Below are 26932 nucleotides of genomic sequence, written 5' to 3'. Positions count from 1 at the left end.
TGATTGACCCGGAGCGCGCTGCAGTGCAGCAAGAAACCATGGCCGACCTCCCCGCGATCACCAACAATCCCGACATTCGTTTCCTGGGCAAGCTGCTCGGCGACGTGATCCGCGCCTATGGCGGCGAGGAATTGTTCCGGCGCACCGAATATATCCGGTCGGCCTCGGTCGATCGGCATCGCGGGGTCAGCGGCGACGTCGACCTCGGGCTCGACCGGCTGAGCCTCGACGAGACGCTCGATTTCGTGCGCGGGTTCATGTTGTTCTCGATGCTCGCCAATCTGGCGGAGGATCGACAGGGCGTCGCCGCCGAACCGGGGGCGGATGTCGCCGCGGCGATCGATCGGCTGGCGGAGGAAGGGATCGGCAAGGATCAGGTCACGGCGCTGCTCGACCATGCGTTGATCGCGCCGGTGCTGACGGCGCACCCCACCGAGGTGCGGCGCAAGTCGATGATCGACCATCGCAACCGCATCGCCGCTCTGATGGCGCTGCGCGATACCGGCGTGACGACCACGCCCGATGGCGACGATGTCGAACAGGCGATCACGCGGCAGATCGCGCTCCTGTGGCAGACCCGCGTGCTGCGGCGGGAACGGCTCTACGTCACCGATGAGGTGGAGACGGCGCTGTCGTATCTGCGCGACGTATTCCTGCCGGTGTTGCCCGGGCTCTACCAGCGCTGGGACCGTGCCTTGGGTGAGCGCATACCGAGCTTCCTCAGGCCGGGAAGCTGGATCGGCGGCGACCGCGACGGCAATCCAAATGTCGTCGCGGAATCGCTGACCACGGCGCTTGCGCGTTCGTGTGAGGCGGTGCTGGGTTATTATCTCGACGCGGTGCACGGTCTCGGCGCCGAACTGTCGATTTCGACCGAACATGTCGCGGTGGGTGACGACCTGCTCGCGCTTGCAGCGCGTAGCGGTGATACCGCGCCGAGCCGCGACGACGAGCCGTATCGTCGCGCGTTGTCGGGTATCTACGCCCGCCTCGCCGCGACCCACCTTGCGTTGACCGGGAAGCCCGCGCCGCGACCGGGATCGCTAAAGGGCGAACCCTGTTCGAGCCCGCAGGCGCTGCGCCGCGACCTGGTGACGATCGCGCATGCGCTGGCGGAGGAGGGCGACGGGCCGCTCGCCACGGGCGGTGCGCTCGGGCGCTTGATCCGCGCGGTCGACACGTTCGGGTTTCACCTCGCGACGCTCGACCTGCGGCAGAACAGCGCGGTGCACGAAAGCGTCGTCGCCGAGATGCTAAAGGTGGCGGGCGTGGAGTCCGACTATGCGGCGCTCGACGAAGGCGCAAGGGTCGCGCTGCTCCGCCGCGAACTCGCCAATGCGCGGCCGCTGGTCAGTCCCTTCGCGAGCTATTCGGACGAAACAGCGAGCGAAATCGCAATCCTGCGTGCCGCCGCCGACGCGCACGCCAAATACGGCCCGGGGTGCATCCGCCAGTATATCGTGTCGATGGCGATGTCGGTCAGCGACTTGCTCGAGGTTCACCTGCTCCTGAAGGAAGTGGGGCTCTATGTCCCCGGCGAAACGCCGACCGCCGCGATCATGGCGGTGCCGCTTTTCGAAACGGTCAGCGACTTGGAAGCCGCGCCCCAGATCATGACCGATTGGTTCGCGCTGCCCGAAGTCGCCGCCATCGCGACCGCGCGCGGCGTTCAGGAGGTGATGATCGGCTATTCGGATTCGAACAAGGACGGCGGCTACCTAACGTCGACCTGGCAGTTGAGCCGGGCGTCGGAAGCGCTGGCGCCGGTCTTCGCGAAGGCCGGGGTGGGGATGCAATTGTTCCACGGGCGCGGCGGGGCGGTCGGGCGCGGCGGCGGCTCCGCCTTCGCCGCGATCCGTGCGCAGCCGCCGGGGACGGTGCAGGGCCGCATTCGCATCACCGAACAGGGCGAGGTGATCGCCGCCAAATACGGCACCCGCGAAGCCGCAACCACCAATCTGGAGGCGATCGCGGCGGCGACGTTGCTCGCCAGCCTGGAGCCGCCCGCGCTGTCCGATGCCGATCGCACGCGCTTCGGTGCGGCGATGGACGAACTCTCCGCGAGCGCGTTCAAGGCCTATCGCGGGCTGGTCTATGAGACCGATGGTTTCCGCACCTTCTTCCGCCAGATAACCCCGATCGCGGAGATCGCCAACCTGAAGATCGGCAGCCGCCCGGCGAGCCGCAAGAAATCGGACGCGATCGAGGATTTGCGCGCGATCCCCTGGGTGTTCAGCTGGGCTCAGGCGCGCGTGATGCTGCCCGGCTGGTACGGCGTCGGCCAGGCGCTGGCCGCGTTCGCCGACAAGGGGTTGCTCCGCGAAATGGCGGAGGGCTGGCCGCTCTTCGCCGCGACGCTCGCCAATATGGAGCAGGTCATCGCCAAGTCCGACATGGGCATCGCCGAACGCTATGCCGCGCTGGTCGAGGATCGCGCGCTGGCCGATGCAATCTTCCCGCGCATCCGCGACGGGTGGGAACAGGCGAAGGCGGGACTGCTCGACGCCACCGGCCAGTCGCGGCTGCTGCAAAAGCACCCCGCGCTCGATACGTCGATCCGGCTGCGCCTGCCCTATATCGAGCCGCTCAACTTCCTCCAGATCGAACTGCTCAAGCGCCACCGCGCGGGTGAGGAGGACCCGCGCGTGGCGGAGGGTATCCTGCTGTCGATCAACGCCATCGCGACGGCTCTGCGGAATTCGGGATAGCGCAGAGAGGTAAATGTTAACCCTGCGCCGTTACCGCACGGGGCGTGAAACGGGGCGGGATCTTCCTGGCGGCGCGTGTAGCGCTCGGCCTGATGGCCGCGCTGGCGGCATCGGCATGTGCGCAGGGCGACGACGGGTCGACCGCGACGTTGGCGATCCCCAAGCTGGCGCCGAAGGTCATGCTCGAAAAGCTCGACCTCAACGTGCCCACCGACCTGTCTATTCCCGATGGCGTCGCGGGTGACCAGCCGACGCTGGATGCGGCTCCGGCGTTCAATGCGCCGGCGGGCACGCAAAGCCCCGACGATGCCTCGCGCGCGCTCGATTGCCTGACGCAAGCGGTGTATTACGAGGCGGGCAACCAATCGGACGATGGCCAGCGTGCCGTCGCCCAAGTCGTGCTCAACCGCGTCCGTGACCGCGCGTTTCCGTCGAGCGTATGCGGCGTCGTCTATCAGGGGTCGACGCGATCGACCGGGTGCCAGTTCACCTTCACCTGCGATGGTTCGCTCAACCGCACGCCGACCGCGGCGGGCTGGGTCCGTGCCCGGGCAGTAGCGTCGGCGGCGCTCGCCGGTGCGGTCTATGGCCCGGTCGGGTCGGCGACCTTCTATCACGCGAATTACGTCTCACCATGGTGGGCGACGAGCATGGACAAGGTCGCGACGGTCGGCGCACACATCTTCTACCGCTGGCGCGGCGGCATGGAATCGGCTCTCGCGTTCCGCCAGCCCTATTCGGGGGTCGAGCCGGCCGTAACTGGGCGTACCGGTGGCGGCGGTGGCGGTGAGATGACGTACGCCGGTGTCGAGATCGTCGGATCGGTGCAGATCTATCGCGGCGCCGTGGCGTCGGCTCCAAAAAGCGTGGCGCTGGCGTCGGGCACGAGCACCGCCGCGGTAGCCAAGGCCAGCCCCGCTCCCACGTCGAGCGCCAAGATCATCCGCGTCGGCGGCGGGCGCGGCGTGCGCGTTTATCGCGGGGCGACCGGCGCCGCGTCGGGCGACGACCTGTCGGACCAGGCGACGATCGACTAGAAACAATCGTACTCCGGCGCAGGCCGGAGTGCTGGCGGGGCCATGCCGGTGTCGCCAACGCTCCGACCTGCGCCGGAGCGCGTGATGGTCAGTTTGCCTGTTGCTCCAGTGCGAGCAGAAATTTCTTTCCTTCCAACCCACCGGCAAATCCCGTCAGCGATCCGTCGCTGCCGATCACGCGATGGCAGGGGGCGACGATCGAGATCGGGTTCCGGCCGTTCGCCGCGCCCACGGCGCGGGTAGCGGTCGGACGCCCGATCTGCGCCGCGATCTCCGCATAGCTGCGCGTTTCGCCCGAGGGGATCGTCAACAGTGCCGCCCACACGCTTTTCTGGAAATCGGTGCCGCGGAAATCGAGCGGCAAGTCGAACCGGGTGCGCTCGCTCGCGAAATATTGATCGAGCTGATGCATCGTCTCGGCCAATACTGGATGGCCGGGCTGCTCGGTCATCGTGCCCAGCTTCACTCGATCCTCCCGGTCGTTCTCCCACAGGATCGCGGCGAGTCCGGCCTCGCTCGCGACCAGCTTGAGCTGGCCGACAGGCGAAGGATAGGTCGTGCACGCATAGGTCATGGCGGGGTCCTTTATCGCTGTGATCAGCGACCTAGGCGCGCCGCCTCTGGCATGCTTCCCGTGGCTTGCCGCCAATGTCAGCGTCCGATCCCCATGCGCCGCAATCCTCGGTGGCCCTCGACTTGATGCTTGATCGCCCCGGCGAGGTGCAGCGCGACCAGCAGATAGACCAGTTTCGCGATCAGTTCGTGCGCTTCGCCGAAGGTCGAATGAACCCACTCCCTGGTCGCGGGCGGCATGTTCATGATGAAGCCCAGCCTGGGCCATTCGAACGTGCCGAAATAAAGGTTCGGATTGTGGGCCGCCTTGTCCCACGCCGAATCCATCACCCAGCCCGTGATGGGCATCGCCAGGATCACGAAATACAGCCCCCAATGCACCACGTGCGACAGAGTGGTCTCCCAGGGCTTGTAGGTCGCGGGATAAGGGGGCGGCTTATGTCCGATCCGCCACAGCAGGCGCAGCACGCCGAGTCCCAGGATCGTGATGCCGATCGATTTGTGGCTGTTGATCATCGGGCGGACATAGTCGCCGATCGCGGGGTGCGCATCGCCGAGCGGCCAGATCCACGCCAGCGCGACATTCACGATCAGCCCCACCGCGATCAGCCAGTGCAGCCAGATGGCGACTTTTGTGTAGCGTTGCAGTTCCACGATCACTCCTTCGTCATCCGCCGTTCAGGCTAGTGCGGTCAGAAAACGAACGCTAGTAGCTCTTCGCTGCTCCCCCAGGTGTCCTGAATGCTTCAGCTTACGGCGGCCGATGCGCTCGCCCAGACCTTCGCGACACAATCGCCCCGGCTGAATCCGCGCCGTATCGGCTGGCCGAGCCTGGCGGTCAGCGTCCTGGTCTATGCGGCGTTCGTCGCGTTGGTGGTGCAGGCGTTCCTGCGCCAGGGCGTTCTCGTCTGGTCGGTCGGGGTCGCGTACATCCTCTACGATACAGCGTTGCTGATCTTTACCGCCGTTCAAATCTGGCCCTTGCGGCACGGCGCGAAGGTGCCCGCGATCGAAGGCGCCGCGCCGACCCTCGCGGTGATCGTCGCCGCGCGGAACGAAGCGGCGGTGCTCGATGTGACGATCAACCGGCTTGCGGCGCAGGAGGGCGCGCCTGACCTGATTCTGATCGCCGATGACGGATCGGACGATGCGACCGCGGTGACGCTGGCGCGCTATGGCCTTGTCGAGCCGGCGGTCGGCGAGATCGGCGCGCCCGCCCGCGACTTGCCGAGCCTGCGTTGGCTGCGGCTCACCCATGGTGGCAAGGCGCGCGCGCTCAACGCCGCAATCCTGCATGTCTCCGAAGACATCGTCATAACCGTCGATGCCGACACGTTGCTCGAACCCGGCGCCATCGCCGCGATGCGTGCCGCCTTCGCTGCCGAGCCCGAACTGGTCGCCGCGACCGGCGTGATCCGGCCGATGTGCGGACCGAGCCTGTCTGGGCGGCTGTTCGAATGGTTCCAGACATACGAATATGTCCGCAACTTCCTGTCGCGCTATGCGTGGGAGCGTCTCAATGGCCTGCTGCTCGTGTCGGGCGCGTTCGCGGCGTTTCGGACCCGCGCGGTGATCGAGGTCGGCGGGTTCGACCCCGATTGCCTGGTCGAAGATTACGAGTTGATCCACCGCCTGCATCGCCATGCGCACGATACCGGGCGCGACTGGCAGGTGCGCGTGGTCGGCGGCGCACTGGCATCGACCGATGCGCCTGCGACGCTCCCCGCCTTCCTGCGTCAGCGGCGGCGCTGGTTCGGCGGGTTCCTCCAGACGCAGCACTGGAACCGCGACATGGTCGCCAACCGGCATTTCGGGAAGCTCGGCACCGCGATGCTGCCGGTGAAGGCGGCCGACACGATGCAGCCGGTGTTCGGCCTGGCTGCATTCGCCATCCTGATCGCCGTGCTGGTCAGCGGCAAGTTCCAGATCGTGCTGCCGATCCTGATCATCATGCTCGTCAAGATCGTGATCGACCTGACATTCCACCTCGCCTCGCTGAAACTCTATTCACGCTGGACCGGGCAAGTGAAGGGGCTGAGTTTCGGTCCGGCGCTGGCCGCCGCGGTGCTCGAGCCGTTCAGCTTCCAGTTGTTCCGCCACTGGGGCGCGATCCTGGGGTGGAAGGCGTTCCTGACCGGCCGCGAGACATGGGCGCGGCAGAGCCGCACGGCGATCGCGGAAGTGAAGCGGGAAGGCGAAGCTTAGGCCATGAACGGCGCGGCCAGTTCCGGCCGCACGCGCATCAACCGCCCCGTCGCGCGGTCGATCAGGGCCCAGGTCGTCACCGCTTGCACCTTTACCTTGCCATCGCTGCCGGTGAATTTCACATGCCGGTCGAACCGCGCGCCCTGCGGCGGGTCGCTCACCCAGGTTTCGGCGGTGACCGTCTCGCCCGCTGCGACGTTGCCGCGATAGTCGATCTCGTGCCGCGTCACGACCCAGATCATCGCCGCGCGCTGCTCCGGCGTCGCGATCGCGTTCCAGTGTGCGACGGCAATGTCCTGAATCCACCGCACCCACACCGCATTGTTGACATGGCCGAGCTCGTCGATGTCGGCTTCCGTCGCGGTGATGGGATAGGAAAAGGTCATTCGGCTTCGGCGACCTCGGCGATGGTCCAGATCGTCGCGGACGTGGGCGCGCGGCTCAGGCTGGCGGCGCGCGCGGCGACTTGCCCGCGCGACCCCGCCTCGTAGAAGCTCCGCGTGTCGGGTACCTTGCGCAGCCGCTCGCGAAAGCTCGGCCGCCAGCAATCGACGATCTTCAGATGCGGCTTGGTCGAGGACAGGTTGGCGCTGAAGCCGTGGCGCCATTCCTCGCGGATCACGCGCAACGCGAACATCTCTGCGCCCGGCTGTTCGGGCTGGTTCACCGTCATGGTCGCGAAGAATCCGACGGCGCCTTTTGCGGTCAAGATGCCAGACCCTTCGATCAGCACGCGGAACAGCAATTACGCTTCCACGCCGAGTTGCCACAGTACGAAGGCGTGTTCCTCGGCCGCTTCGTACAAGCTGTCGAACCGCCCCGACTTGCCGCCATGCCCCGCTCCAATATTGGTCTTCAGCAGCAGGATATTATCATCAGTCTTGGTCGCCCGGAGCTTCGCGGCCCATTTCGCCGGTTCCCAATAGGTCACGCGGGGATCGTTCAGGCCGCCCGAAATGAACAAGGGCGGATAGGCCTGCGGCTTGACGTTGTCGTAGGGCGAATAGGAGCGGATGAGGTCGAAGGCCGCCTTGTCCTCGATCGGGTTACCCCATTCGGGCCATTCGCCCGGCGTCAGCGGCAGGCTCTCGTCGAGCATCGTGTTGAGCACGTCGACGAATGGCACGTCGGCGATCACCGCGCCCCACAGTGCGGGGTCGGAATTGACCACTGCGCCCATCAGTTCACCGCCCGCCGAACGCCCCGCGATCGCGATCTTGCCTTCGCTGGTCCAGCCGTCCGCCACAAGACCCTTCGCCACATCGACGAAATCGTTGAACGTGTTGGTGCGCTTTTCGAGCTTGCCGTCGTGATACCATTGCTGGCCAAGATCGTCGCCGCCGCGAATGTGCGCGATGGCATAAGCGAAGCCGCGATCGAGCAGCGACAAGCGGCCGGTCGAGAAGCCGGGCGGGATGGCGTAACCGTAGGCGCCATAAGCGTAGAGGAAGAGCGGTCGGCTGCCGTCGCGCGGGAAGTCCTTCGGGTAGACGATCGACACCGGCACCTCGGTCCCATCGCGCGCTTTGATCTTCAGCCGCTCGGTCGCGTATTCCCCGGCGTCGTAGCCCGAGGGAATTTCCTGCACCTTGAGCACCGTCATCTTGGCTGTAGCGACCTCATAGTCGTACACCGTCCCCGGCGTGACCATCGATTCGTAGCCTAGCCGCAGCACCGGCATGTCGTATTCGGGATTGTCGCCCAGACCCGCGGCATAGCTCGCCTCCGGGAACACAATCCGCTGGGGCGCGACGCTGGGATCGTAGCGATGGATCGCGATCTGGTCCAAGCCGTCCTCGCGCCCCTCGACCACGAAATAGTCGCGATAGCATTCGATGCCGGTCATGTAGAAATGGGGCGATGGCGGGATCAGTTCGGACCAGTTGCCAGGATCCGTGATCGGCGCGGTGACCAGCCGCCACATCGGATCGGTGTCGTTGGTATGGATGTAAAGCGTGTCGCCATGCGTCTCTACATCATACTCGCGGCCCGGCTTGCGCGGCGCGATGAGCAGCGGCTCGGCGGTCGGATCGTTGGCGGGCAGCAGATAGACTTCGCTCGTCGTATGGTCGCCGCTGGCGATGACGATCCACTGGCGGTCACTCGTCTCCGACACGCCGACGCGGAAGCCCTCGTCGGCCTCGTGATAGAGTTCGACATCTTCCTTCGGATCGGTGCCGAGCCGGTGCAGCCGCGCATTGTCGGTGCGCCATTGCTCGTTGGCGAGGCCATAGAGGAAAGCGCTGTCGTCGGCGGTCCACACGATCTCCGACAGCATGCCGGGGATCGTGTCGGGCAGATGCTCCCCGGTCGCGAGGTCCTTGACCCGGATCGTGAAGCGCTCCGACCCGTTGTCGTCGATCGCGTACGCAAGGAGCTTGCCGTCGTTCGACACCGAAAACGCGCCGAGCCGGAAATATTCCTTGCCCTCGGCCAGCGACGGTTCGTCGAGGATCAACTGGTCGTCGCCGCCCGAAACGGGCTTGCGCCACCATTTGCGATATTGCCCGCCGGTCTCGAACGCGGTCCAGTAGAGCCAATCGCCGTCCTTCTGCGGGACGCTCGAATCGTCCTCCTTGATGCGCCCCTTCATCTCTTCGTACAGCCGGTCGGTCAGCGGCTTGTGCGGCGCCATCACGGCCTCGAAATAGGCGTTCTCTTCCTCGAGATACGCCAGCACGTCCTTGTCGGTGACGGTCGGGTAGTTGGGGTCTTTGAGCCACGCCCAGGGGTCGCTGATCGTCACGCCATGCGTGGTGAATTCATGCGGACGGGTCGCGGCGACGGGAGGCGTGGGGTCGGTCATCCACGGCTCTCTAGCCACCTCGTCATCCCCGCGAAAGCGGGGACCCATCTCTCAGACGCGCTGCTGGGCGAAATCGTTGGAGATGGGTTCCCGCTTTCGCGGGAATGGCGGTAGAGAAAGCCATGCCCGGCCCGCACCACCCGCGCCTGACCCTGCTGGCGACGATCCTGGCGTCGAGCCTCGCGTTCATCGACGGGTCGGTGGTCAATGTTGCGCTGCCCGCGATCGGGCGCGATCTGCAGGCGAGCGCGGCGGACCTGCAATGGACGATCAACGCCTATCTGCTGCCGCTGTCGGCGTTGCTGCTCCTTGGCGGGGCGGCCGGGGATCATTTCGGGCGGCGGCGGATGCTGATAGGCGGCATTGCGCTGTTCGCAGCGGCGTCGCTTGCTTGCGCGCTGGCGCCGGGGCTCGAGCTGTTGCTGGCGGCACGTGTCGTCCAGGGGATCGGTGCGGCGATGCTGATGCCCAACAGCCTGTCGATCCTGAGCTACGCTTTTTCGGGCGAGGAAAAGGGGCGCGCGGTCGGCACCTGGGCAGCGGTCGGCGCGATCGCCAGCGCGTTCGGTCCGCCGCTCGGCGGCTGGCTCGTCGAGGCCGTCGGATGGCGCTCGATCTTTTACATCAACCTGCCGGTCGCGGCGCTGGCGATCGGGCTGGCGCTCAAGGGTGTCGAAGAGAGCGGCGATGGCAAGCAGCCGCTCGATTGGGCGGGCGCGGGGCTGGCGACGGTCGCGCTCGGCGCGCTGACCTGGGCGCTGACTTTATGGTCGAGCAAGCGCGTGATGACCGAGCAGGCGTGGGTCGCGCTTGGCCTTGGAATCGTGACGCTCGCATTGTTTGTGCTCGTCGAGCATCGCCGCCGCGACCGCGCGATGATGCCGCTGGCCCTGTTCGGAACGCGCGCGTTCGTCGGGCTGACCGCCTACACGTTCCTGCTGTACGGTGCGCTTGGCGGCCTGATCCTGCTGTTACCTTATGTTCTGATTACCGGGGGAGGCTATTCGCCACTCCAGGCAGGGCTAGCCCTGCTGCCTTTCTCGTTCGCGGTCGGGCTAGGCTCGCGGCTGATGGGCGGGCTGACCGGGCGGATCGGGCCGCGCTGGCCGCTGACGATCGGGCCGAGCATCGTCGCCGCCGGGTTCGCGCTGATGCTGCTGGTCGGCGAGCGAGCCGATTACTGGACGCACGTATTACCCGGCATGCTGGCGATCGCGCTCGGGATGGCGGCGGCGGTCGCGCCGCTGACCACCGCAGTGCTGTCCTCGGTCGATGACGAGCATACCGGCACCGCCTCCGGCTTCAACAGCGCGATCGCGCGGACCGGAGGGCTGATCGCGACCGCATCGTGCGGCGCGGTGATCGCGGCGAGCGGACCCGCGCTGATCGACGCGTTTCATGTCGCGGCGCTCGCGGGCGCCGGGCTGGCGGCGGGAGCGGCATTGTCGGCATTCGCCAGCCTGGGCAGCGCCGCGCGCTGACTCTTGTCCCCTGCGCCGGGTTTCTGGCAATGGTGCGGCATGTCCACTTATGCCGACCGCCTCGCCGCCTTGCGCGAGCAACTCAAGCGTGACCGGCTCGACGGGTTCGTCGTGCCGCTGACCGACGAACACATGTCCGAATATGTCGGCGCCTATGCCCAGCGGCTGGCATGGCTGACCGGGTTCCAGGGGTCGGCGGGAACGGCGGTGGTGCTGCCTGCGGAAGCGGCGATGTTCACCGACGGGCGCTACACGCTGCAAGTCCGCGAGCAGGTCGATGGCGGCGACTGGCAATTCGTCGAGGTGCCGGCGACCAGCGTCGCGGACTGGCTGGCTGGCCACACGCCACAGGGCGGGCGGATCGGCTACGACCCGTGGCTGCACACGTCGGATTGGGTAAAGGCGGCGGAGAAGGCGCTGGCCGCGAAGGGCGCGGCGTTGGTGGCGGTCGACACCAACCCCGTCGATGCGATCTGGCCCGATCGCCCCGCGCCGTCGGATGCGCGGCTGGTGGTGCAGCCGGACGACCTTGCCGGCAAATCCTCTGCGCAGAAGCGCGCCGAGATCGCCGACTGGTTGACCGACAACAAGGCCGATGCGGTGGTACTGTCGGCGCTCGATTCGATCGCCTGGGCGCTCAACGTGCGCGGCGCCGACGTCGAGCGCACGCCCGTCGCGCTGGCTTATGCGATCGCCAATGCAGACGGCACGCTCGACCTGTTCGTCGCGCCGGAAAAGATGAGCGAGGACGTCGCTGCGCATCTCGGCAATGCCGTGCGCATTCATGATCGCACGGACTTCGCGCCCGCGCTCGGCCGCTATGCCGGCAAGCGCGTCGCCGCCGATCCCGAACGCGCGGTGGCGGCGATCTTCGACGGGCTGCAACGGGGCGGCGCGACGGTGTTGGCGTTGCGCGATCCGGTGGTGCTGGCGAAGGCGATCAAGAATCCGGCCGAAGCCGCGGGCCATCGTGCGGCGAGCGTGCGCGACGGGGTCGCGCTGACGCGTTTCCTCAAATGGTGCGAGGAGACGTTCCCGGGCGGCACCGAAACCGAACTGACCGCCGCCGCCAAGCTGCAGGAACTGCGCGAGGCAACCGGACTGCTCAAGGATCTGAGCTTCGACACGATTTCCGCCACCGGCCCGCATGGCGCGATCCCGCATTACCGCGTGACCGAGGAATCGAGCCTGCCGATCGAGCCAGGGCAGCTCTACCTGGTCGATTCGGGCGGGCAGTATGCCGATGGCACCACCGACGTGACGCGAGTCATCCCGGTCGGCGAACCGACCGCCGAGATGCGCGACCGCTTCACCCGCGTGCTGCAAGGGCATATCGCGCTCGCAACCGCGGTCTTCCCGGAAGGGACGAACGGCGGCCAGCTCGACAGCTTCGCGCGCCGGCCACTTTGGAACGCGGGTCTCGATTTCGCGCACGGCACCGGGCACGGTGTCGGCAGCTATCTCGCGGTGCATGAGGGGCCGCAGCGGATCGCCAAGCCCAATTATCCCGGCGGCGGCCCCGCCGAGCCGCTGCGCGCGGGCATGATCATCTCGGACGAGCCGGGCTATTACAAAGCGGGCGAATACGGCATCCGCATCGAGAATCTCGTGCTGGTCGAACACCGCGACGTCCCCGGCGCAGAGCAGACGATGCTGGGGTTCGAAACCCTGACCTTTGCCCCGATCGAGCGCCGTCTGATCGAACCGGCGATGCTGAGCCAAGCCGAGCGTGCGTGGCTCGACGCCTATCATGGCCGCGTGCTGGACGTGCTGGGACCGCATTTGACGGCCGACGAGCGCACGTGGCTGCTCGCGAAGTGCGCGACGATCGGGGGGTAATGATCCTCCCCGTCCCGGGGAGGATTTAAGGCCGCATTACCGCACTCACAGCGTCGGCGGCGCGCAGGGCGGACATCAGCTTTTCGAGGTGCGCGACGTCGCGCACCTCCAGGTCGATCAAGTTGGTGTGGAAGCCGGTGTCGCTCGTGTCGAACCGGATGCTGACGATGTTCGCGCGATGCTGACCGATGATGGTCGACACCGTGCCGAGCGCGCCGGGTTCGTTCTTCAGCGTGACTTCGATCTGGGCGAGGCCCCCCTCGGCCTTGTCGCCCCAGGCGAGATCGACCCAGTCGGCATCGTCCGACTTGGCGAGCACCGGGCAGTCGATACGGTGGACCGCGATCTCCTCGTCCGGCCGGCGCAGGCCGACGATGCGGTCGCCGGGGACCGGGTGGCAGCATTTGTCGAGCTTGTAAGCGACACCGGGGGCGAGCCCGCTGATCGATACCGCCGATTGCTGCGGTAGCGCCCGGCCAGCGTCCGTACCCGCCGATCCGGGCATCAACGCTTCCATCAGCTCCGCGTCGGTTATGCGCCGTCGCGCGACCGCATCGAGCAGCGCATCCTCGTCGGCCAGCTTTAGTTTCTTGAGCGCGGTCTTGACCGCGTCGACTGACAGCGGCGCGGGCAGGCGCTGGACGATCTCGTCGTACAGCTTGCGCCCCAGCGCCAGCGTCTCCTTGCGCTCGGTCAGCCGCAGCTTGCGGCGGATCGCGGCGCGCGCTTTCCCCGTGATCGCGAAGTTGAGCCAGTTGGGCTGCGGCGCCTGTGCCTTCGACCGCAGAATCTGCACTTGGTCGCCATTCTCGATGACGGTGCGCAAGGGAACATGCCGGCCGTTGATCTTTGCCCCGACCGCCTGGTCGCCGAGATCGGTATGGACGGCATAAGCGAAGTCGATCGGTGTCGCGCCCTTGGGCAATTGATGCAATTCGCCCTTCGGCGTGAACGCGAAGATGCGATCCTGATACATCGCCATCCGCGTGTGTTCGAGCAGCTCCTCGGGACTGTCGGCGGTCTCCAGGATTTCGACCAGATCGGCGATCCAGCTATGCTGGGTGTCGGCGCGCACCTTACCCGATTTGTAGGCCCAGTGCGCGGCCAGGCCGTATTCGGCCTCGGCGTGCATTTCCTCGGTGCGGATCTGGATTTCGACGCGGGTGTCGCCGGCGTGCATCACGCTGGTGTGGAGCGAGCGGTAGCCGTTGCGCTTCGGCGTCGAGATATAGTCCTTGAACCGTCCGGGGACCATCGGCCAGCGGCGGTGGATGATGCCGAGCGCGCGGTAGCAATCCTCCTCCGTCGGCACGGTCACGCGGAACGCCATGATGTCGGAAAGCTGTTCGAAGCTGATGTGGCGTTCCTGCATCTTTTTCCAGATGCTGTAGGGGTGCTTCTCGCGGCCCGTAATCTCGGCGTCGACCCCCGCGCGGGAGAGGAGCAGCTTGAGCCCCGACCCGATCTTGGCGATGCGATCCCCGCCGCCTTGCTTGAGCTGGTTGAGCCGCCGCGTGATCGACGCATAGGCCTCCGGCTCGAGTTGTTCGAAGGCGAGGCTCTGCATCTCCTTCATGAACTCGTACATGCCGATCCGCTCGGCGAGCGGGGCGTAGATGTCCATCGTCTCGCGCGCGATCCGCTTGCGCTTGTCGGGATTGGCGATGTGGTGGAGCGTGCGCATGTTGTGCAGCCGGTCGGCCAGCTTGACCAGCAGCACGCGGATGTCGTCGGACATGGCGAGCAGGAACTTGCGGAGATTTTCCGCGGCGCGCTCGCTCTCGGTCTGCGCCTCGATCTTGGACAGCTTGGTGACGCCGTCGACCATCCGCGCGACGTTGTCGCCGAACAGTTTCTGGATCTGGTCGGGGGTGGCGACCGTGTCCTCGATCGTGTCGTGCAGAATTGCCGTGGCAATCGTCTCGTCGTCGAGGTGAAGGTCGGTCAGGATGCCGGCGACCTCGATCGGGTGGCTGAAATAAGGATCGCCCGATGCGCGCTTCTGCGATCCGTGCGCCTGCAGCGAAAAGACATAGGCGCGGTTGAGCAAAGCTTCGTCAGCTTGCGGGTCATAGCCCAGGACCCGGTCGACCAGTTCGTATTGGCGCAGCATTATTGCCTAGATGGCGTCGTGTCGTGTTGCTTTGCAATACAAATGCTGACGTTTTTCATAACGACGCCGGCCCGCTCCCCAATCCGGGAAGCGGGCCGGCGTAGAAAAAATCCGGCTGCTCGCACGCGAGCGCGAGCAACCGGTGAGGGGATGGCTTAGTTGGCCGCCTTGGCGTTGCACTTCGCCAGGCTGTCGGCGTCGAGTGCCTGACCACCCGCGGTGAACGACGTCAGCTTGCCGACGCGCTGCGCGACGAGCTGGCACAACACCATGTCACGCTCCGGCGCCTTCGACGCGGTGAACGCGCCGTCGCGGAACTTCCACATCGTGTCGCGGGTGATGATGCTGGTCTTGGCCGGCGCCTCGGCAGGGGTGGCGGCGTAATAGCCGGAACCCTGGGGCTGCGCGAGCGCGACGGTCGAACCGAAAGCCGTGGTGACGGCGACGGCGCCGATGAAACCGAGAATGCGGGACATGTTTTCCTCCTTCGTCCTTGCAACGCACAATAGGTTGCGAATCACTACCTAGTGCAATAGGTAGCGAGTTGCAACTGAAAACTGACATGGCATTTTCATGACCGATGAATTGGGTTACGCTACGGCAGGCAGAGAGGAATTCTGATGGGGATGGGCGGACTGAGAGAACCGCTGCGCGATCTGGTCGAGTGCAGCCTGCCGGCCGCTTTGGAGGCGATGGGTGAGCGTTGGTCGTTCATGATTCTGCGCGCGGCGTTCAACGGCCTGCACCATTTCGAGGAGTTCCAGTCCGAGCTCGGGATAGCGCGCAATATCCTGGCCAACCGCCTGGCGCGCCTTGTGGAACACGGGATTCTGACGCGCGAGGCGCTTGCCGATGACCGCCGCAAGATCCAGTACAGCCTGACCGACAAGGGGTTCGCGCTGTTGCCGGTGATGGTCGCGCTGCGCCAATGGGGCGAACGCTGGGAGACCGGCGTTCCGGCCACTCCGGTGTTGGTCGACGCCCGCGACATGCGGCGAGTCCAGCCGGTTCAGGTGCTGTCGCACGACGGCCGACCGCTCAGCAAGGGCGACCTGCACTGGGCGCTGCCGGAAGATGTAGTCGGCGATAACGAGCCGCTGCAGCAGGCGGCGGAATAAACTAACCGGGCAAATTCGCGATAAATTGCCGCACTGCGTCATCGATCGGCGCTGGCTTGCCGGTCGGCAGATGGACGTTCACGATCACCATATCGACGGCACAATGCAGCTCGCCGGTCGCTTCGTTCACCATCTCGTAGCGCTGCGTCATGCTGGTCGAGCCGACGCGGTCGATCCGCACCCAGACGCGGATCGTGTCGCCCCACACGAACGGCTTGAGATAGTCGAGTTCGGCGCGGCGAACGTGGAATTCGGTTTCGGTCCAGACGGGTCCGAGCGCGTCGGCGATCCCGGTCCATTCCCAGAACTCGGTCGCCGCGACATCGACATACTCAAGGTAGCGCGAGTTGAACACGACCTTCTGTCCGTCGATCTCGGCGTAGCGGACCTTGAAGGCGGTCGAAAAGGCGAAGCCGTCTCTCGTCATTGCGGGCGCACCATCAGAACAGCAATTTGACGCCGACGAGCAGCAATACCGTCGCCAGGATCGGACTGAGGAAGCGGTCCGACACGCGCGACGAAATCAAGCTGCCGACGATGATGCCGGGGATCGATCCGCACAGCAGCGAGACCAGCAGTGCCCCGTCGACCGAACCGAGCAGCCAGTGCCCGGTCCCCGCCAGCAGCGTCAGCGGCACGGCATGTGCGATGTCCGATCCGACCAGCTTGTTCACCGGCAACTCGGGATAGAGGATCAACAGCGCGGTCATCCCCAGCGCCCCCGCCCCGACCGACGTCAGCGACACCATCGCGCCGAGCACCGCGCCGAGCAGCACGGTGAGGATGACCGGATGCTCGTGGCCGACCGTGTCGACGCGCGGCGCCACGAACGCGACGATGCGTGCGCGAAACAGCGCGGCCATGGCCGACAGGATCAGGACGATGCCCAGAATGACCGAAATCGCGTGGCCGGTATGCGCCTTGTTCGATGCGCCGAGCGCCAGCAGCGTGACGATCGTCGCCGGCACGCTGCCCATCGCCAGCCGCGCTACCACTTTCCAGCTGACCGTGCCGCGCCAGCCGTGGACTGTCGTGCCGACCGCCTTGGTCGCCGAGGCATAGAGCAGGTCCGTGCCGACCGCGGTGGTCGGCGCGACGCCGAACACCAGCACGAGCAGCGGAGTCATCAGCGATCCGCCGCCGACGCCGGTCAGGCCGACGACAAGCCCGACCAGCACGCCGGCCAGCGAATAATGCCAGTCGATCACTCTTACAGTGCTCCGGTGTAGGCCGGAGCGCTGGTCTTCTGGCGATGCGATGGTCGCCAGCGTTCCGGCCTGCGCCGGAACACGATGTTCTGATTGTCAGCGATCACGCGAAACGTCGGCTCAGCCCGCCGATGCGCCGGGAGTATTGACCCCCATCGATTGGAGATAGCGCTTCACGTTGCGCGCCGCCTGGCGCAGCCGCTGTTCGTTCTCGACCAACGCGATGCGCACGAAGCCTTCTCCATTCTCGCCATAGCCCACCCCTGGCGCAACCGCGACCTGAGCGTGAGTCAGCAATTGTTTGGAGAACTCAAGGCTGCCTAGGTGCGCGAGCGCGGGGGGCAGCGGGGCCCAGGCGAACATGCTCGCGCGCGGGGCCGGAATGTCCCAACCCGCGCGGCCGAAGCTTTCGACCAAAACGTCGCGGCGCTTGTGATAGAGTTGGCGGTTCTTCTCGACAATGTCCTGCGGGCCGTTGAGCGCGGCGCACGCGGCGGCCTGGATCGGGGTGAAGGCGCCGTAGTCGAGATACGACTTCACGCGCGTCATCGCGGCGATCAACTGCTTGTTGCCGACCGCGAACCCGATCCGCCAGCCGGCCATCGAATAGGTCTTGGACAGGCTGGTGAATTCGACCGCCACGTCCTTTGCGCCCTCGACCTGCAGGATCGAGACGGTCGGGTTGCCGTCGTAATAAAGCTCCGAATAGGCGAGGTCGGAAATGATCCACACCTTGTTCTCGCGCGCCCAGGCGACGAGGCGTTCGTAGAAAGCAAGATCGACCGTTTCGGCCGTTGGGTTGGACGGATAGTTGACCACCAGCACCGATGGGCGCGGCACGGTGAAGGCGATCGCGCGCTCGAGCGCCTCGAAATAATGCTCGTCGGGCGTGGTCGGCACCGCGCGGATCGTCGCGCCGGCGATGATGAAGCCGAACGTGTGGATCGGGTAGCTCGGATTGGGCGCGAGCACGACGTCGCCCGGCGCGGTGATAGCCGTCGCAAGGCTGGCGAGCCCCTCCTTCGACCCCATCGTCACGACGACTTCGGTCTCGGGATCGACCTCGACGCCGAACCGGCGACCGTAATAGTTCGCCTGGGCGCGGCGCAGGCCGGGAATACCCTTCGACTGCGAATAGCCGTGCGCGTTCGGTTTCTGCGCGACCTCGACCAGCTTCTCGATGACATGCGGCGGCGGCGGCAGATCGGGGTTGCCCATGCCGAGGTCGATAATGTCCTCGCCCGCCGCACGCGCCGCTGCCCGCATGCCGTTGACTTCGGCGATGATGTAGGGCGGCAGCCGCTTGATGCGGTAGAAATCGTCGGACATGCCCGCGCTTCTGCACCGCAACGCTCGTTGGCGAAAGTCCAAACCGTCCGATGTAAAATAATCGTGCGCGGGTTTCCCGCGGCGTGCAAACGCTGCCCGGATAAACTAGACCGGCGACATGGACGAGGATTCCGCGCCGCAGACCGATTCTGTTACGCCCGCTGCCGGCGTCCGGGCACTGCTCGACGCCTGGGGGCAGGTGCTGGCGCCGGTGGCTGCCGTCGGGCGCAACGCGGTCGATCCGAAGGATCGGCGTTTTTCGGGTCCGGAGTGGGAGCATCCGCTGTTCGACCTGATGCGTCAGGGCTATTCGGTGATGGCCGAGGCGATGATGAAGTCGGTCGAGGATGCGCCGGGTCTCGACGATGCCGCGCGGGAGCGCGCCCGCTTCGCGATGCGGACGCTGGTCGAGGCGATGAGCCCGGCCAATTCGCCCTTCACCAATCCCAGGGCGCTCAACAAGGCGCTTGACACCAACGGTGCGAGTCTCGCCGAAGGGTTCGCGAAGATGCTGCGCGATTTCCAGCGCGGGCAGTTGACGCACACTGACAGCGAGGCGTTCGAACTCGGCGTCAACATCGCGGCGACGCCCGGCAAGGTCGTCCACGAAACGCCGCTCTATCAGCTTATCCAGTACAGCCCGACGACCGATCACGTCGCTGCGACGCCCCTCGTCATCTTCCCGCCGTGGATCAACCGCTTCTACATCCTCGATCTCAGCCCCGAGAAAAGCTTCATCCGCTGGGCGGTCGACCAGGGGCTGAGCGTGTTCATGGTCAGCTGGAAGTCGGCCGACGCGTCGATGAAGGACGTGATCTGGGACGATTATATCGCGGCGCAGATCGACGCGATCGACACGATCCGCGACGCGCTCGACGTCAAGTCGGTCCATGCGATCGGCTATTGCGTGGCGGGCACCACGCTCGCCGCGACGCTCGCGGTGCTGGCGGCGAAGGGCGCCGCGAAGAAGGTCAAGAGCGCGACCTTCTTCACCGCGCAGGTCGATTTTTCCGAAGCCGGCGAACTGCTCAACTTCATCGACGATTCCTATCTGCAACTGATCGAGACCTTGTCGGGCGAGGGGTATCTCGACGGGCGCTATCTAGCCGCGACGTTCAACATGCTGCGAGGGCGCGACCTGATCTGGTCGCCGGTGGTCAACCATTACCTGATGGGCGACAAGCATCCGTCGTTCGACCTGCTGCATTGGAACGGCGACGTCACCAACCTGCCTGCCAAGTGGCACAAGGCGTATCTGATCGATCTGTATCGCGACAACAAATTGTCGCAGCCCGGCGCGATCGAAGCGCTCGGCGTGGGGATCGACCTGTCGAAGGTGGAAACGCCCGCCTACATTCAGGCCGGACGCGAAGATCATATCGCGCCGGTCGAAAGCGTGTGGAAGATCACGCACCACTTCGCCGGGCCGATCAAGTTCGTACTAGCGGGGTCCGGGCATATCGCGGGCGTCGTGAACCCGCCGAGTGCCGGCAAATACCAATATTGGACCGGAGATTCCGCAGCCAAGTCGTTGGCCGATTTCGTCGCGAGCGCGACCGAGCATAAGGGAAGCTGGTGGCCCGACTGGATCGAATGGATCCGCGGGTTCGGTGCCAAGCAGGTCGAGGCCAAGGGCGCGCGCGTGCCGGGCGAGGGCAAGCTCGCCGCGATCGAAGACGCTCCGGGACGCTACGTTAAGGCGCGGTGACGGTTCCGTGCAGCTTATGTTGCACTGCACAAAATCTGCTTGACTATTGCAGCAACCATCCTATTTGTGCACTGCAGCAATGACGTTGCGGAGTGCAGTGATGGCCAGCAAGACCCCCGTTTCCAAACCTGCGGCGCGCAAGCCCGCGGCGAAGAAACCGGCCGTCGCCAAGCCGGCCGCACCGGCGCCGCTCAAGGCGGAACTGGTCAAGGCCGATCCGGTCGAGGCCGCGCCCGCCGTCGTCGCCGAAACGCCTGCCGTAGAGCAGCCGGTCTGGCCGGTCGTCGAAGCCGCCGCCGAGAAGATTGTTACCGCAGTTACCGAAACCGTACCCTCTGCCGTCGCCGAAGCCGCGCCGGCCATCAAGAAGGAAGTGACCAAGATGACCGACACCATCAAGGACGTGGCCGAGAAGGGCCAGGCCTATTTCGCCGACATGACCGCCAAGGCGAAGGACGCCGCGGCCAAGGGCCAGAAGGCGTTCGAAGAGCTGAACGAGTTCAGCAAGGGCAACGTCGAAGCGCTCGTCGAATCGGGCAAGATCGCGGCCAAGGGCTTCGAGACGTTGGGCCAGGGCTATGCCGAATATGCCCGCAAGCAGTTCGAAGGCACCACCGCCGCGCTGAAGAGCTTCGCCGGTGCCAAGTCGCCGACCGACTTCTTCAAGCTCCACACCGACTTCGTGAAGGGCCAGTTCGATTCGATGGTCGCCGAGACGTCGAAGAACACCGAAGCGATGATCAAGCTGGCCGGCGACGTCGCCAAGCCGATCTCGAACCGCGTCGCGGTTGCCGCCGAGAAGCTGAAGGTCGCCGCGTAAGCGAAACCTTCGCCGATCAGGCAGGAAAACAAAGGCGGTCGCCGGACATCCGGCGGTCGCCTTTTTTCTTGTCGAAGCGGTCAGGCCGATAGCCGTTGCCGCCCACATTTTGTGTGCTATAGAAATAAGACAGCTTGACTGAAGCTCTCCGTTGACTACAAATGTAGTCATTGCATGCGATGGCGTGTGCGGGAGGGTGTGGTCAATGTCGCGTCAGTTTGTCTTTCGCTTGCGGGCGGCTTTGCTCGCCGGCGTCGCATTGGTCCTGCCCGACCTTGCCCGTGCTCAATCCGCGCCGTCCTCCGGCCCCGCGGTCGCGCCGGCGCCCCGGCCGGTATCGGATGCCACCGCGAAGCGGATCTATTTGCCCGCCGACTTCGCCCGCTTCGCGCCGCAGACCGCGTACGACATGCTCACCCAGCTGCCGGGCTTCACGATCAAGAGCGTCGACACGGATGATCGCGGCCTCGGCCAGGCGTCGGAGAATGTACTGATCAACGGCGAACGCGTCGCCAACAAATCGGGCGGTGCCGTCGCCGAACTGCGCAACGTTCCTGCCGTCAATGTCGAACGGATCGAACTGGTCGACGCCTCCAGCCTGGGCATCGCCGGGCTGGTCGGCCAGGTCGCCAACGTCATCGTCAAGGCTGGCGGCGGCAAGGGCCAGTTCGAATGGACCCCCGATTTCCGCCCCCACTTCGCGCGAGCGCGGCCGATTAGCGGGTCGATCAGCTATTCGGGCAAGCTCGACTGGCTCGATTATACACTGTCGGTGGTGGACGACACCGGGCGCGGCGGGTTCGGCGGGCCGGTGCTGATCACCGACGCGACTGGCGCGCTGATCGAGCGGCGCTACCAGATCTATCACAGCGAATCGGACCTTGTGACGGTCAGGGCCAAGCTGGCATTCCGCGGACCGGGCTCTTCCAAGGGCAATCTGACACTGTCCGCCACGCCCTATTGGAACCCGACATATAACGGCGATCGCCGTGTGCGCACCGACGGCGACAATCGCGACCGGGTGATCCGCAACACGCTCAAGGGTTTCTACTACGACATCAGCGGCGACTATGACTTCCGACTCGGGCCGGGGCGGCTCAAGCTGATCGGCGTGCGGCATTTCGATCACGAGCCGCTTTATCAAAAGCAGGTCACGACCTTCGACAGCGGCGCGCCCGATACCGGCATCCTTTACGGTCGCAACTCGTATATCGGCGAGACGGTCGGCCGCGCCGAATATTCGTGGAAGACCGGCAGGAACGCCTGGCAACTGGCGTTCGAGCGCGCCTATAATTCGCTCGATCAGCGCGGGTCGCTAGCCAATCTGTCGCCGACCGGCAGCTTCGAGCCGGTGCCGTTCCCCGGCGGATCGGGCAAGGTCGAGGAAACCCGATACGAGGGCACCGCGACGTTCAGCCGGCCGCTCAATACCAAGCTCGACCTGCAGGTCGTGCTCGGAGCAGAACAGAGCACGCTGGCGCGCGTCGACGGCAACCTGGCACCGCGCAAGTTCTTCCGGCCCAAGGGCAGCATTTCGCTCGGCTGGCGGCCGTCGCCAGGCTGGGATGCGACCCTGAAGCTAAGCCGACGGGTCGGCCAGATCAGCTTCTACGATTTCCTGTCGCAACCGAACCTCAGCCAGGATCGTCAGAATGCCGGCAACCCCGAACTGGTGCCGCCCCAAAGCTGGGAACTGGAAGGCGAAGTAGGGCGTGAACTCGGCAAGTGGGGCAAGACGCGGCTGCGCGGTTATGCTCATCGTATCACCGACATCATCGACATCGTTCCGATCGGGACCAGCGACGAGGGCGTCGGCAACCTGCCGCGCGCGACACGCTATGGCATCGTCAGCACCAGCACGCTGCAATTCGATCCGCTGGGTTGGCGCGGCGCGAAGCTCGACGCGACGATGGGGATCGAACGCACGCGCGTGGCCGACCCGCTGACCGGTGTCGAGCGGTCGATCAGCGGCAACCACGATGTGTGGCTGGACTTTGCGTTCCGCCAGGATGTGCCGCGCAGCCGCTTCGCCTGGGGGGCGGAGGCGTCCTACGACCATTTCAACAAATCCTATTACCCGACCCAGGTGCAGCGCAGCTGGGAAGGCCCGTGGTGGCTGAGCAGTTTTATCGAGCGCAAGGACCTGGCCGGGATGACGGTGCGGCTTACGGTGCTAAACCTGCTCAACGCGCGTCACCGCCTGGATCGCTTCGTCTACACCGGTTACCGCACCATCTCGCCGCTGTCGTTCCGCGAGCAGCACAACCAGTTGATCGGCCCGATCATCGCCTTGTCAGTGAAGGGAACATTCTAGCGCGATCGTCCAACACGACCAAAAGCGGGGTTAATGCATCCGCCACCCCTTGCCCTTGAGGGGGCCAATGCCATATTTCCGCGTTCGAGATGCGCGATTTTCCTAACACCCATATGGCCCTGCCGCCCGATCGTTCCGACGACGAGGGCACCGGCGTCGGGATCGCGACGCGGACCCGCAGCAAGACCAAGCAGCCGACGCCGTATCGCGTGCTGATGCTCAACGACGACTACACGCCGATGGAATTCGTCGTTCTGTGTCTCCAGCAATTCTTCCGCATGTCGGTGGAGGAAGCGACGCGGGTGATGTTCCACGTCCACCAGAAGGGCGTCGGCGTGTGCGGCGTATTCACCTACGAAGTCGCGGAGACCAAGGTCAGCCAAGTGATGGATTTCGCACGGCAGAACCAGCATCCGCTGCAATGCACGCTGGAGAAGGCCTGAGCCGCGACGCGATTAGCGTGCGCTAATCGCTGACAGCGATCAGGCCGGCCGGCGGTTGGCAGCGCCGACCGTCCGACGCCAGCGAATTCACTTCGCTGGCGGGCCAGTCACCTTCGCGATCCGCAAATCTTGCGTTAACCATCAATCGTTTCGCCGCGGGACACGCCCAAAATCGCCCGCGATCTGGTAAGCTTTCTGCGCTAGGCGCTCCTGCGCCGGGATCGACCCGGCTGGGGCCCCGATGACCAATTGGCGCATATCGACGATTCGGCGGAGCCGCGCGGCGCTGTTCGCGTTGCTGATCGGCGTGCCTGTGCTCGCGGTGTCAGCCAAGGCCGCGGTGGTCGCTTATTACGCGCCACCTGCCCCCAAGGCCGCCCCGTCGCTCCCGCCGATCGGGTACGAGAGCGAGGATCATTTCCCCGGCGCCGCCGCGCTCTACGTCGCTGATGAAGGAGCCGCGCCCACGGTCGGCACGACCGGCACGATCGACATCAGCAAGCTCGCGATCCCGGCCAACGTGGTGCTGACCCCCGATCTCGACGGCACGGTGAAGCCGGCGCAGCCCTTCTCGATGGCCGGCGCGAGCGCGATCGACCGCGGACGCGCGCTCGACTGCCTGGCGACCGCGATCTATTACGAAGCGGCGTCGGAGAGCGACGACGGTCAGCGCGCCGTCGCGCAGGTGATCCTCAACCGCGTGCGCAGTCCGGCTTTTCCCGCGACGGTGTGCGGGGTGATCTATCAGGGGTCCGAACGCGCGACCGGGTGCCAGTTCAGCTATGCCTGCGACGGGTCGATGGCGCGGCCGCGATCGGCCGCCGCGATGGCGCGCGCGACGCGGATCGCGGCGGCGGCGCTCAACGGTTACGTCATGGGCGCGGTGGGGCTCGCGACGCACTATCACACCTATGCCGTGACCCCGGCGTGGAACCGCAGCCTGGTGATGACCGACGCGATCGGCGCACACTTCTTCCATCGCTGGAAAGGCTATTGGGGCACGCCGGCGGCGTTCAGCAACGCGCGGTATCGCGGCGGCGAGCCGATGCCGGGGCCGTATCGCAAGATCGATCCGCTTGCGCCGCTTACTCCCCCGACCAGTTTCGCGGCCGGCACGACGCCATTGATCCCTGGCGCCGCGCCGGCCGTGAAAACCGAATTGTCGGTCATCCAGCCCAAATATCAGGACGTCAGCGTCGCGAAGGCGGACAATCTGCCGGGCGACTCCCAAGTTCTCGATCGCTGGAAGGACTCCGGCAAACCCTTGCGGTGAATGGAAGGGGCCGGTTGCCCGGCCCCTCCCTGCTTACCAGCGATGCTGGCGATCGTGCTTCTCGAACCGCACCTGGGCGCTGATCGCATTGTAGCGGCGCTCGAGGTCGGCGCGCTCGCGGCCGTCGATCCGGCCGCCCGACCGGGCATAGCGATATTCGAGGCCGACCACATCGCGAAGCTGGCTCTTGAGCCGCATGGCCTCGGGGCGAGTCAACGCGCCGGTGCGCAATCCCTGATCGATCCGCGCGTTCAGCGTGACCTGGCGCTGCGAGATGTTGTTCCACGGCGCCGCGCTGGCGACCGAGGGGAGGGTGGCGGCGGCCATGCCCAGGCCCGCCAGTAGAACAGTCAGCTTCTTCATGGTCCAAACTCCTTTTGGCGACCGATACGTCCGGTCGAGGAGCAATCTGGGTATGACCTGTCGCCGATCTGTGTCGTGGGCGCCGCGAATATGTCGTCGTTGGTCGCAGGTCAGCTAGGTTCGTTCAGGTAGATGAACCCCGGCTGTCGATCTCAGCGGAACGAATAAGGCACCGGGTCGCGTGCGTCGGGATCGATATGGATTTCGCTGGCGGCTGGCGGAAAGGCGCGCTGGTCGCAGTCGGCGCGGGGACAGATGCGGCACGATACGCCGATCAGCGTTGCCGGATCGTCGGCGTGGAGGCCATCGGCATAGACGAAATCGGCGGCATGCGCTTCCTCGCAGCCGAGTGTCACGGCGTAGCGGCGGGGGCTGCGGGTGAAGCTGCCCGAGGGCTTCACCAGCCCCTTGGCGATCGCGACGTAGCGCGTGCCGTCGGGCGTTTCGGCGAGCTGGACGGCGATGCGATCGGGGATCGCGACGGCCTCGTGCACGCCCCATAACGGGCACGCGCCGCCGAATCGCGCGAACTGAAAACGCGTCGCGGAATGTCGCTTGGTGATGTTGCCCGCCATGTCGACGCGGCAGAAGAAGAACGGGATACCGGTTGCGCCGGGGCGCTGTAGCGTGGAGAGGCGGTGGCACGTCTGCTCGAAGCTTGCGCCGAATCGGCGGCTGAGCCGGTCGATGTCGTGGCGGAGCGCGCGGGCGGTGGCGCGGAACCGGGCATAGGGCATGATCAGCGCGCCCGCGGCGTAATTGGCCAAACCGGCGGCAAGCAAGGCGCGTCCGGCATCGGACGGCAGACCGTCGCTCGCGATGTCGTGGATAAGCTCGGCGAACTCGAGCCGGCCAAGCTGGTGCGCCAGCGCGAAGGAGCGGCTCGCGGCCGGAAGCGCCGGGTCGAGCCGCAGCACGCGTGCGTCCGGGTCATAGGCACGCAACGGTCCGTCGAGCTCGCGGTCGGCGCGCACCGTGATCCCGAACCGCTCGGCCAACCGCGTCTCTAGCGCGTTCGGCGTGTTGCCCAGTTCCTCGGCGATCGCTTCCGCCGCGCGGTCGAGCGGGTCGATATAGTTGCGCTCGGCGTGGAACCAGTCGCGCACTTCTTCCCATGGAAACCGCGCGACTTCCGCCGCGCCTGCTTCGAACCGGTCGTCGAATGCGCGGAGCTGTTCCTGCGAGCGGCGGAATGCGGCGTGGAGCGCGATCATGCGGCGCGCCAGTTGCGGCTGTTGCTGGGCGCCGCGGCGTAGCGTCGCCTCGTCGATCCGCGCATCGGGCACGCTGGGGTCGGTCGAGGCCTCGATCGCATCGACCAGCAGCATCGATTCGTCAGCCGCGGCGATGGCTTCGCCCTCGGCGGGAAAGGCGCGAGCCAGCGCGACCATCACCAGCGGGGTGATGGGCCGGTCGCCATTCTCGATCTGCGACAGATAACTGACCGACACCGCCAGCTGATCCGCGAGCGCGCGCTGGCTGAGTCCCAGCCGCTGGCGCAGCGCGCGCAGGCGATGTCCGGCGAAGATGCGGCGTCCCTGGCTCATCCGGCGAGTGTAGTTTGCAAACTAACGTTGCACAAGTTTGCAACATT

Annotated in this window: 23 protein-coding genes; 11 read left to right on the top strand and 12 right to left on the bottom strand. The window is 65.8% G+C overall.

Features of this window, described 5'->3' with window-relative positions; genetic code table 11:
- Window positions 1-38 precede the first annotated feature (38 nt).
- Window positions 39-2708: a phosphoenolpyruvate carboxylase gene (gene ppc / locus J0J06_RS09140; RefSeq protein WP_294041246.1), complete on the top strand. Its 2670-nt coding sequence runs from the start codon at window positions 39-41 to the stop codon at window positions 2706-2708.
- Between the two features lie 44 nt (window positions 2709-2752).
- Window positions 2753-3745, top strand: a complete 993-nt coding sequence (locus J0J06_RS09135; protein WP_294041244.1) for a cell wall hydrolase — start codon at window positions 2753-2755, stop codon at window positions 3743-3745.
- Window positions 3746-3833: 88 nt separating this feature from the next.
- On the opposite strand, the gene J0J06_RS09130 is transcribed toward J0J06_RS09135, so the two are convergent.
- Both J0J06_RS09130 and J0J06_RS09125 read right to left on the bottom strand, forming a co-directional pair.
- Entirely contained in the window at window positions 3834-4319 is a 486-nt protein-coding gene (locus J0J06_RS09130) for a methylated-DNA--[protein]-cysteine S-methyltransferase (protein WP_294041242.1), read from the bottom strand.
- Window positions 4320-4396: 77 nt separating this feature from the next.
- Window positions 4397-4972, bottom strand: coding sequence for a cytochrome b (locus J0J06_RS09125; RefSeq protein WP_294041240.1), 576 nt, complete (start codon window positions 4970-4972; stop codon window positions 4397-4399).
- Between the two features lie 87 nt (window positions 4973-5059).
- Between J0J06_RS09125 and J0J06_RS09120 the strand changes: the two genes are divergently transcribed.
- Window positions 5060-6523, top strand: coding sequence for a glycosyltransferase (locus J0J06_RS09120; RefSeq protein WP_294041238.1), 1464 nt, complete (start codon window positions 5060-5062; stop codon window positions 6521-6523).
- Here J0J06_RS09120 and J0J06_RS09115 read toward each other — a convergent pair.
- From J0J06_RS09115 to J0J06_RS09105, 3 genes are read right to left on the bottom strand one after another with little or no spacing between them, the layout of a single operon-like run.
- Window positions 6520-6909, bottom strand: a complete 390-nt coding sequence (locus tag J0J06_RS09115) for a thioesterase family protein (protein ID WP_294041237.1) — start codon at window positions 6907-6909, stop codon at window positions 6520-6522. The genes J0J06_RS09120 and J0J06_RS09115 overlap by 4 nt on opposite strands.
- The gene (locus tag J0J06_RS09110) at window positions 6906-7268 is read right to left on the bottom strand and encodes a hypothetical protein (RefSeq protein ID WP_294041235.1); all 363 of its coding nucleotides are present in this window, start codon (window positions 7266-7268) and stop codon (window positions 6906-6908) included. Before J0J06_RS09110 ends, J0J06_RS09115 begins: the two co-directional genes overlap by 4 nt.
- Window positions 7269-9329, bottom strand: coding sequence for a S9 family peptidase (locus J0J06_RS09105; protein ID WP_294041234.1), 2061 nt, complete (start codon window positions 9327-9329; stop codon window positions 7269-7271).
- Window positions 9330-9451: 122 nt separating this feature from the next.
- Here J0J06_RS09105 and J0J06_RS09100 point away from each other — a divergent pair, with 122 nt between their 5' ends.
- Window positions 9452-10810: an MFS transporter gene (locus J0J06_RS09100; protein WP_294041233.1), complete on the top strand. Its 1359-nt coding sequence runs from the start codon at window positions 9452-9454 to the stop codon at window positions 10808-10810.
- Window positions 10811-10849: 39 nt separating this feature from the next.
- Window positions 10850-12649: an aminopeptidase P family protein gene (locus tag J0J06_RS09095; RefSeq protein WP_294041231.1), complete on the top strand. Its 1800-nt coding sequence runs from the start codon at window positions 10850-10852 to the stop codon at window positions 12647-12649.
- Between the two features lie 25 nt (window positions 12650-12674).
- Here J0J06_RS09095 and J0J06_RS09090 read toward each other — a convergent pair whose 3' ends face one another.
- Window positions 12675-14762 (bottom strand): bifunctional (p)ppGpp synthetase/guanosine-3',5'-bis(diphosphate) 3'-pyrophosphohydrolase, encoded by a 2088-nt coding sequence (locus tag J0J06_RS09090; protein WP_294041228.1) that lies wholly within the window; start codon window positions 14760-14762, stop codon window positions 12675-12677.
- 155 nt (window positions 14763-14917) lie between these two features.
- Window positions 14918-15238 carry a hypothetical protein gene (locus tag J0J06_RS09085; RefSeq protein WP_294041227.1) on the bottom strand — a complete coding sequence of 107 codons (321 nt, stop codon included), beginning with the start codon at window positions 15236-15238 and terminating at the stop codon, window positions 14918-14920.
- A 150-nt stretch (window positions 15239-15388) separates the two neighbouring features.
- Here J0J06_RS09085 and J0J06_RS09080 point away from each other — a divergent pair, with 150 nt between their 5' ends.
- Window positions 15389-15880 carry a helix-turn-helix domain-containing protein gene (locus J0J06_RS09080; protein ID WP_294042451.1) on the top strand — a complete coding sequence of 164 codons (492 nt, stop codon included), beginning with the start codon at window positions 15389-15391 and terminating at the stop codon, window positions 15878-15880.
- A gap of 1 nt (window position 15881) precedes the next feature.
- Here the strand turns inward: J0J06_RS09080 and J0J06_RS09075 are convergent, their stop codons facing one another.
- From J0J06_RS09075 to J0J06_RS09065, 3 genes are all read right to left on the bottom strand, one after another.
- Window positions 15882-16307 carry a thioesterase family protein gene (locus J0J06_RS09075; protein WP_294041225.1) on the bottom strand — a complete coding sequence of 142 codons (426 nt, stop codon included), beginning with the start codon at window positions 16305-16307 and terminating at the stop codon, window positions 15882-15884.
- Window positions 16308-16320: 13 nt separating this feature from the next.
- On the bottom strand, window positions 16321-17088 hold the full coding sequence (locus J0J06_RS09070; RefSeq protein ID WP_294041223.1) for a sulfite exporter TauE/SafE family protein: 768 nt from the start codon (window positions 17086-17088) through the stop codon (window positions 16321-16323).
- 120 nt (window positions 17089-17208) lie between these two features.
- Window positions 17209-18417: an LL-diaminopimelate aminotransferase gene (locus tag J0J06_RS09065; protein WP_294041221.1), complete on the bottom strand. Its 1209-nt coding sequence runs from the start codon at window positions 18415-18417 to the stop codon at window positions 17209-17211.
- Window positions 18418-18535: 118 nt separating this feature from the next.
- On the opposite strand from J0J06_RS09065, the gene J0J06_RS09060 reads away from it, so the two are divergent.
- The 5 genes from J0J06_RS09060 to J0J06_RS09040 all read left to right on the top strand — a co-directional run bounded on the left by J0J06_RS09060 (window position 18536) and on the right by J0J06_RS09040 (window position 24975).
- Complete coding sequence (locus tag J0J06_RS09060; RefSeq protein WP_294041219.1) at window positions 18536-20125, top strand: alpha/beta fold hydrolase; 1590 nt, start codon at window positions 18536-18538, stop codon at window positions 20123-20125.
- A 100-nt stretch (window positions 20126-20225) separates the two neighbouring features.
- Entirely contained in the window at window positions 20226-20945 is a 720-nt protein-coding gene (locus J0J06_RS09055) for a phasin family protein (RefSeq protein WP_294041217.1), read from the top strand.
- A 205-nt stretch (window positions 20946-21150) separates the two neighbouring features.
- Complete coding sequence (locus tag J0J06_RS09050; RefSeq protein ID WP_294041215.1) at window positions 21151-23259, top strand: TonB-dependent receptor plug domain-containing protein; 2109 nt, start codon at window positions 21151-21153, stop codon at window positions 23257-23259.
- A 113-nt stretch (window positions 23260-23372) separates the two neighbouring features.
- Entirely contained in the window at window positions 23373-23702 is a 330-nt protein-coding gene (gene clpS, locus J0J06_RS09045; protein ID WP_294042449.1) for an ATP-dependent Clp protease adapter ClpS, read from the top strand.
- Window positions 23703-23943: 241 nt separating this feature from the next.
- Window positions 23944-24975 (top strand): cell wall hydrolase, encoded by a 1032-nt coding sequence (locus J0J06_RS09040; protein ID WP_294041213.1) that lies wholly within the window; start codon window positions 23944-23946, stop codon window positions 24973-24975.
- Window positions 24976-25008: 33 nt separating this feature from the next.
- Here J0J06_RS09040 and J0J06_RS09035 read toward each other — a convergent pair whose 3' ends face one another.
- The gene (locus J0J06_RS09035) at window positions 25009-25338 is read right to left on the bottom strand and encodes a hypothetical protein (RefSeq protein ID WP_294041211.1); all 330 of its coding nucleotides are present in this window, start codon (window positions 25336-25338) and stop codon (window positions 25009-25011) included.
- A 152-nt stretch (window positions 25339-25490) separates the two neighbouring features.
- Window positions 25491-26885 (bottom strand): short-chain fatty acyl-CoA regulator family protein, encoded by a 1395-nt coding sequence (locus J0J06_RS09030; protein WP_294041209.1) that lies wholly within the window; start codon window positions 26883-26885, stop codon window positions 25491-25493.
- Window positions 26886-26932: the final 47 nt, after the last annotated feature.

Origin of the sequence: Sphingomonas sp., from assembly GCF_017304615.1 — a bacterium.
Classification (GTDB): domain Bacteria; phylum Pseudomonadota; class Alphaproteobacteria; order Sphingomonadales; family Sphingomonadaceae; genus Sphingomonas.
Note: the sequence above shows the minus strand (reverse complement) of the source record. Positions and strands in the feature narration are given on the sequence as shown.

Excerpts from the sequence above, each read along its gene's own strand:
- ppc (WP_294041246.1), top strand. The coding sequence starts at position 39 with ATGGCCGACCTCCCCGCGATCACCAACAATCCCGACATTCGTTTCCTG.
- J0J06_RS09130 (WP_294041242.1), bottom strand. The coding sequence starts at position 4,319 with ATGACCTATGCGTGCACGACCTATCCTTCGCCTGTCGGCCAGCTCAAG.
- J0J06_RS09120 (WP_294041238.1), top strand. The coding sequence starts at position 5,060 with ATGCTTCAGCTTACGGCGGCCGATGCGCTCGCCCAGACCTTCGCGACA.
- J0J06_RS09115 (WP_294041237.1), bottom strand. The coding sequence starts at position 6,909 with ATGACCTTTTCCTATCCCATCACCGCGACGGAAGCCGACATCGACGAG.
- J0J06_RS09105 (WP_294041234.1), bottom strand. The coding sequence starts at position 9,329 with ATGACCGACCCCACGCCTCCCGTCGCCGCGACCCGTCCGCATGAATTC.
- J0J06_RS09100 (WP_294041233.1), top strand. The coding sequence starts at position 9,452 with ATGCCCGGCCCGCACCACCCGCGCCTGACCCTGCTGGCGACGATCCTG.
- J0J06_RS09095 (WP_294041231.1), top strand. The coding sequence starts at position 10,850 with ATGTCCACTTATGCCGACCGCCTCGCCGCCTTGCGCGAGCAACTCAAG.
- J0J06_RS09090 (WP_294041228.1), bottom strand. The coding sequence starts at position 14,762 with ATGCTGCGCCAATACGAACTGGTCGACCGGGTCCTGGGCTATGACCCG.
- J0J06_RS09085 (WP_294041227.1), bottom strand. The coding sequence starts at position 15,238 with ATGTCCCGCATTCTCGGTTTCATCGGCGCCGTCGCCGTCACCACGGCT.
- J0J06_RS09080 (WP_294042451.1), top strand. The coding sequence starts at position 15,389 with ATGGGCGGACTGAGAGAACCGCTGCGCGATCTGGTCGAGTGCAGCCTG.
- J0J06_RS09075 (WP_294041225.1), bottom strand. The coding sequence starts at position 16,307 with ATGACGAGAGACGGCTTCGCCTTTTCGACCGCCTTCAAGGTCCGCTAC.
- J0J06_RS09065 (WP_294041221.1), bottom strand. The coding sequence starts at position 18,417 with ATGTCCGACGATTTCTACCGCATCAAGCGGCTGCCGCCCTACATCATC.
- J0J06_RS09060 (WP_294041219.1), top strand. The coding sequence starts at position 18,536 with ATGGACGAGGATTCCGCGCCGCAGACCGATTCTGTTACGCCCGCTGCC.
- J0J06_RS09055 (WP_294041217.1), top strand. The coding sequence starts at position 20,226 with ATGGCCAGCAAGACCCCCGTTTCCAAACCTGCGGCGCGCAAGCCCGCG.
- J0J06_RS09050 (WP_294041215.1), top strand. The coding sequence starts at position 21,151 with ATGTCGCGTCAGTTTGTCTTTCGCTTGCGGGCGGCTTTGCTCGCCGGC.
- clpS (WP_294042449.1), top strand. The coding sequence starts at position 23,373 with ATGGCCCTGCCGCCCGATCGTTCCGACGACGAGGGCACCGGCGTCGGG.
- J0J06_RS09040 (WP_294041213.1), top strand. The coding sequence starts at position 23,944 with ATGACCAATTGGCGCATATCGACGATTCGGCGGAGCCGCGCGGCGCTG.
- J0J06_RS09035 (WP_294041211.1), bottom strand. The coding sequence starts at position 25,338 with ATGAAGAAGCTGACTGTTCTACTGGCGGGCCTGGGCATGGCCGCCGCC.
- J0J06_RS09030 (WP_294041209.1), bottom strand. The coding sequence starts at position 26,885 with ATGAGCCAGGGACGCCGCATCTTCGCCGGACATCGCCTGCGCGCGCTG.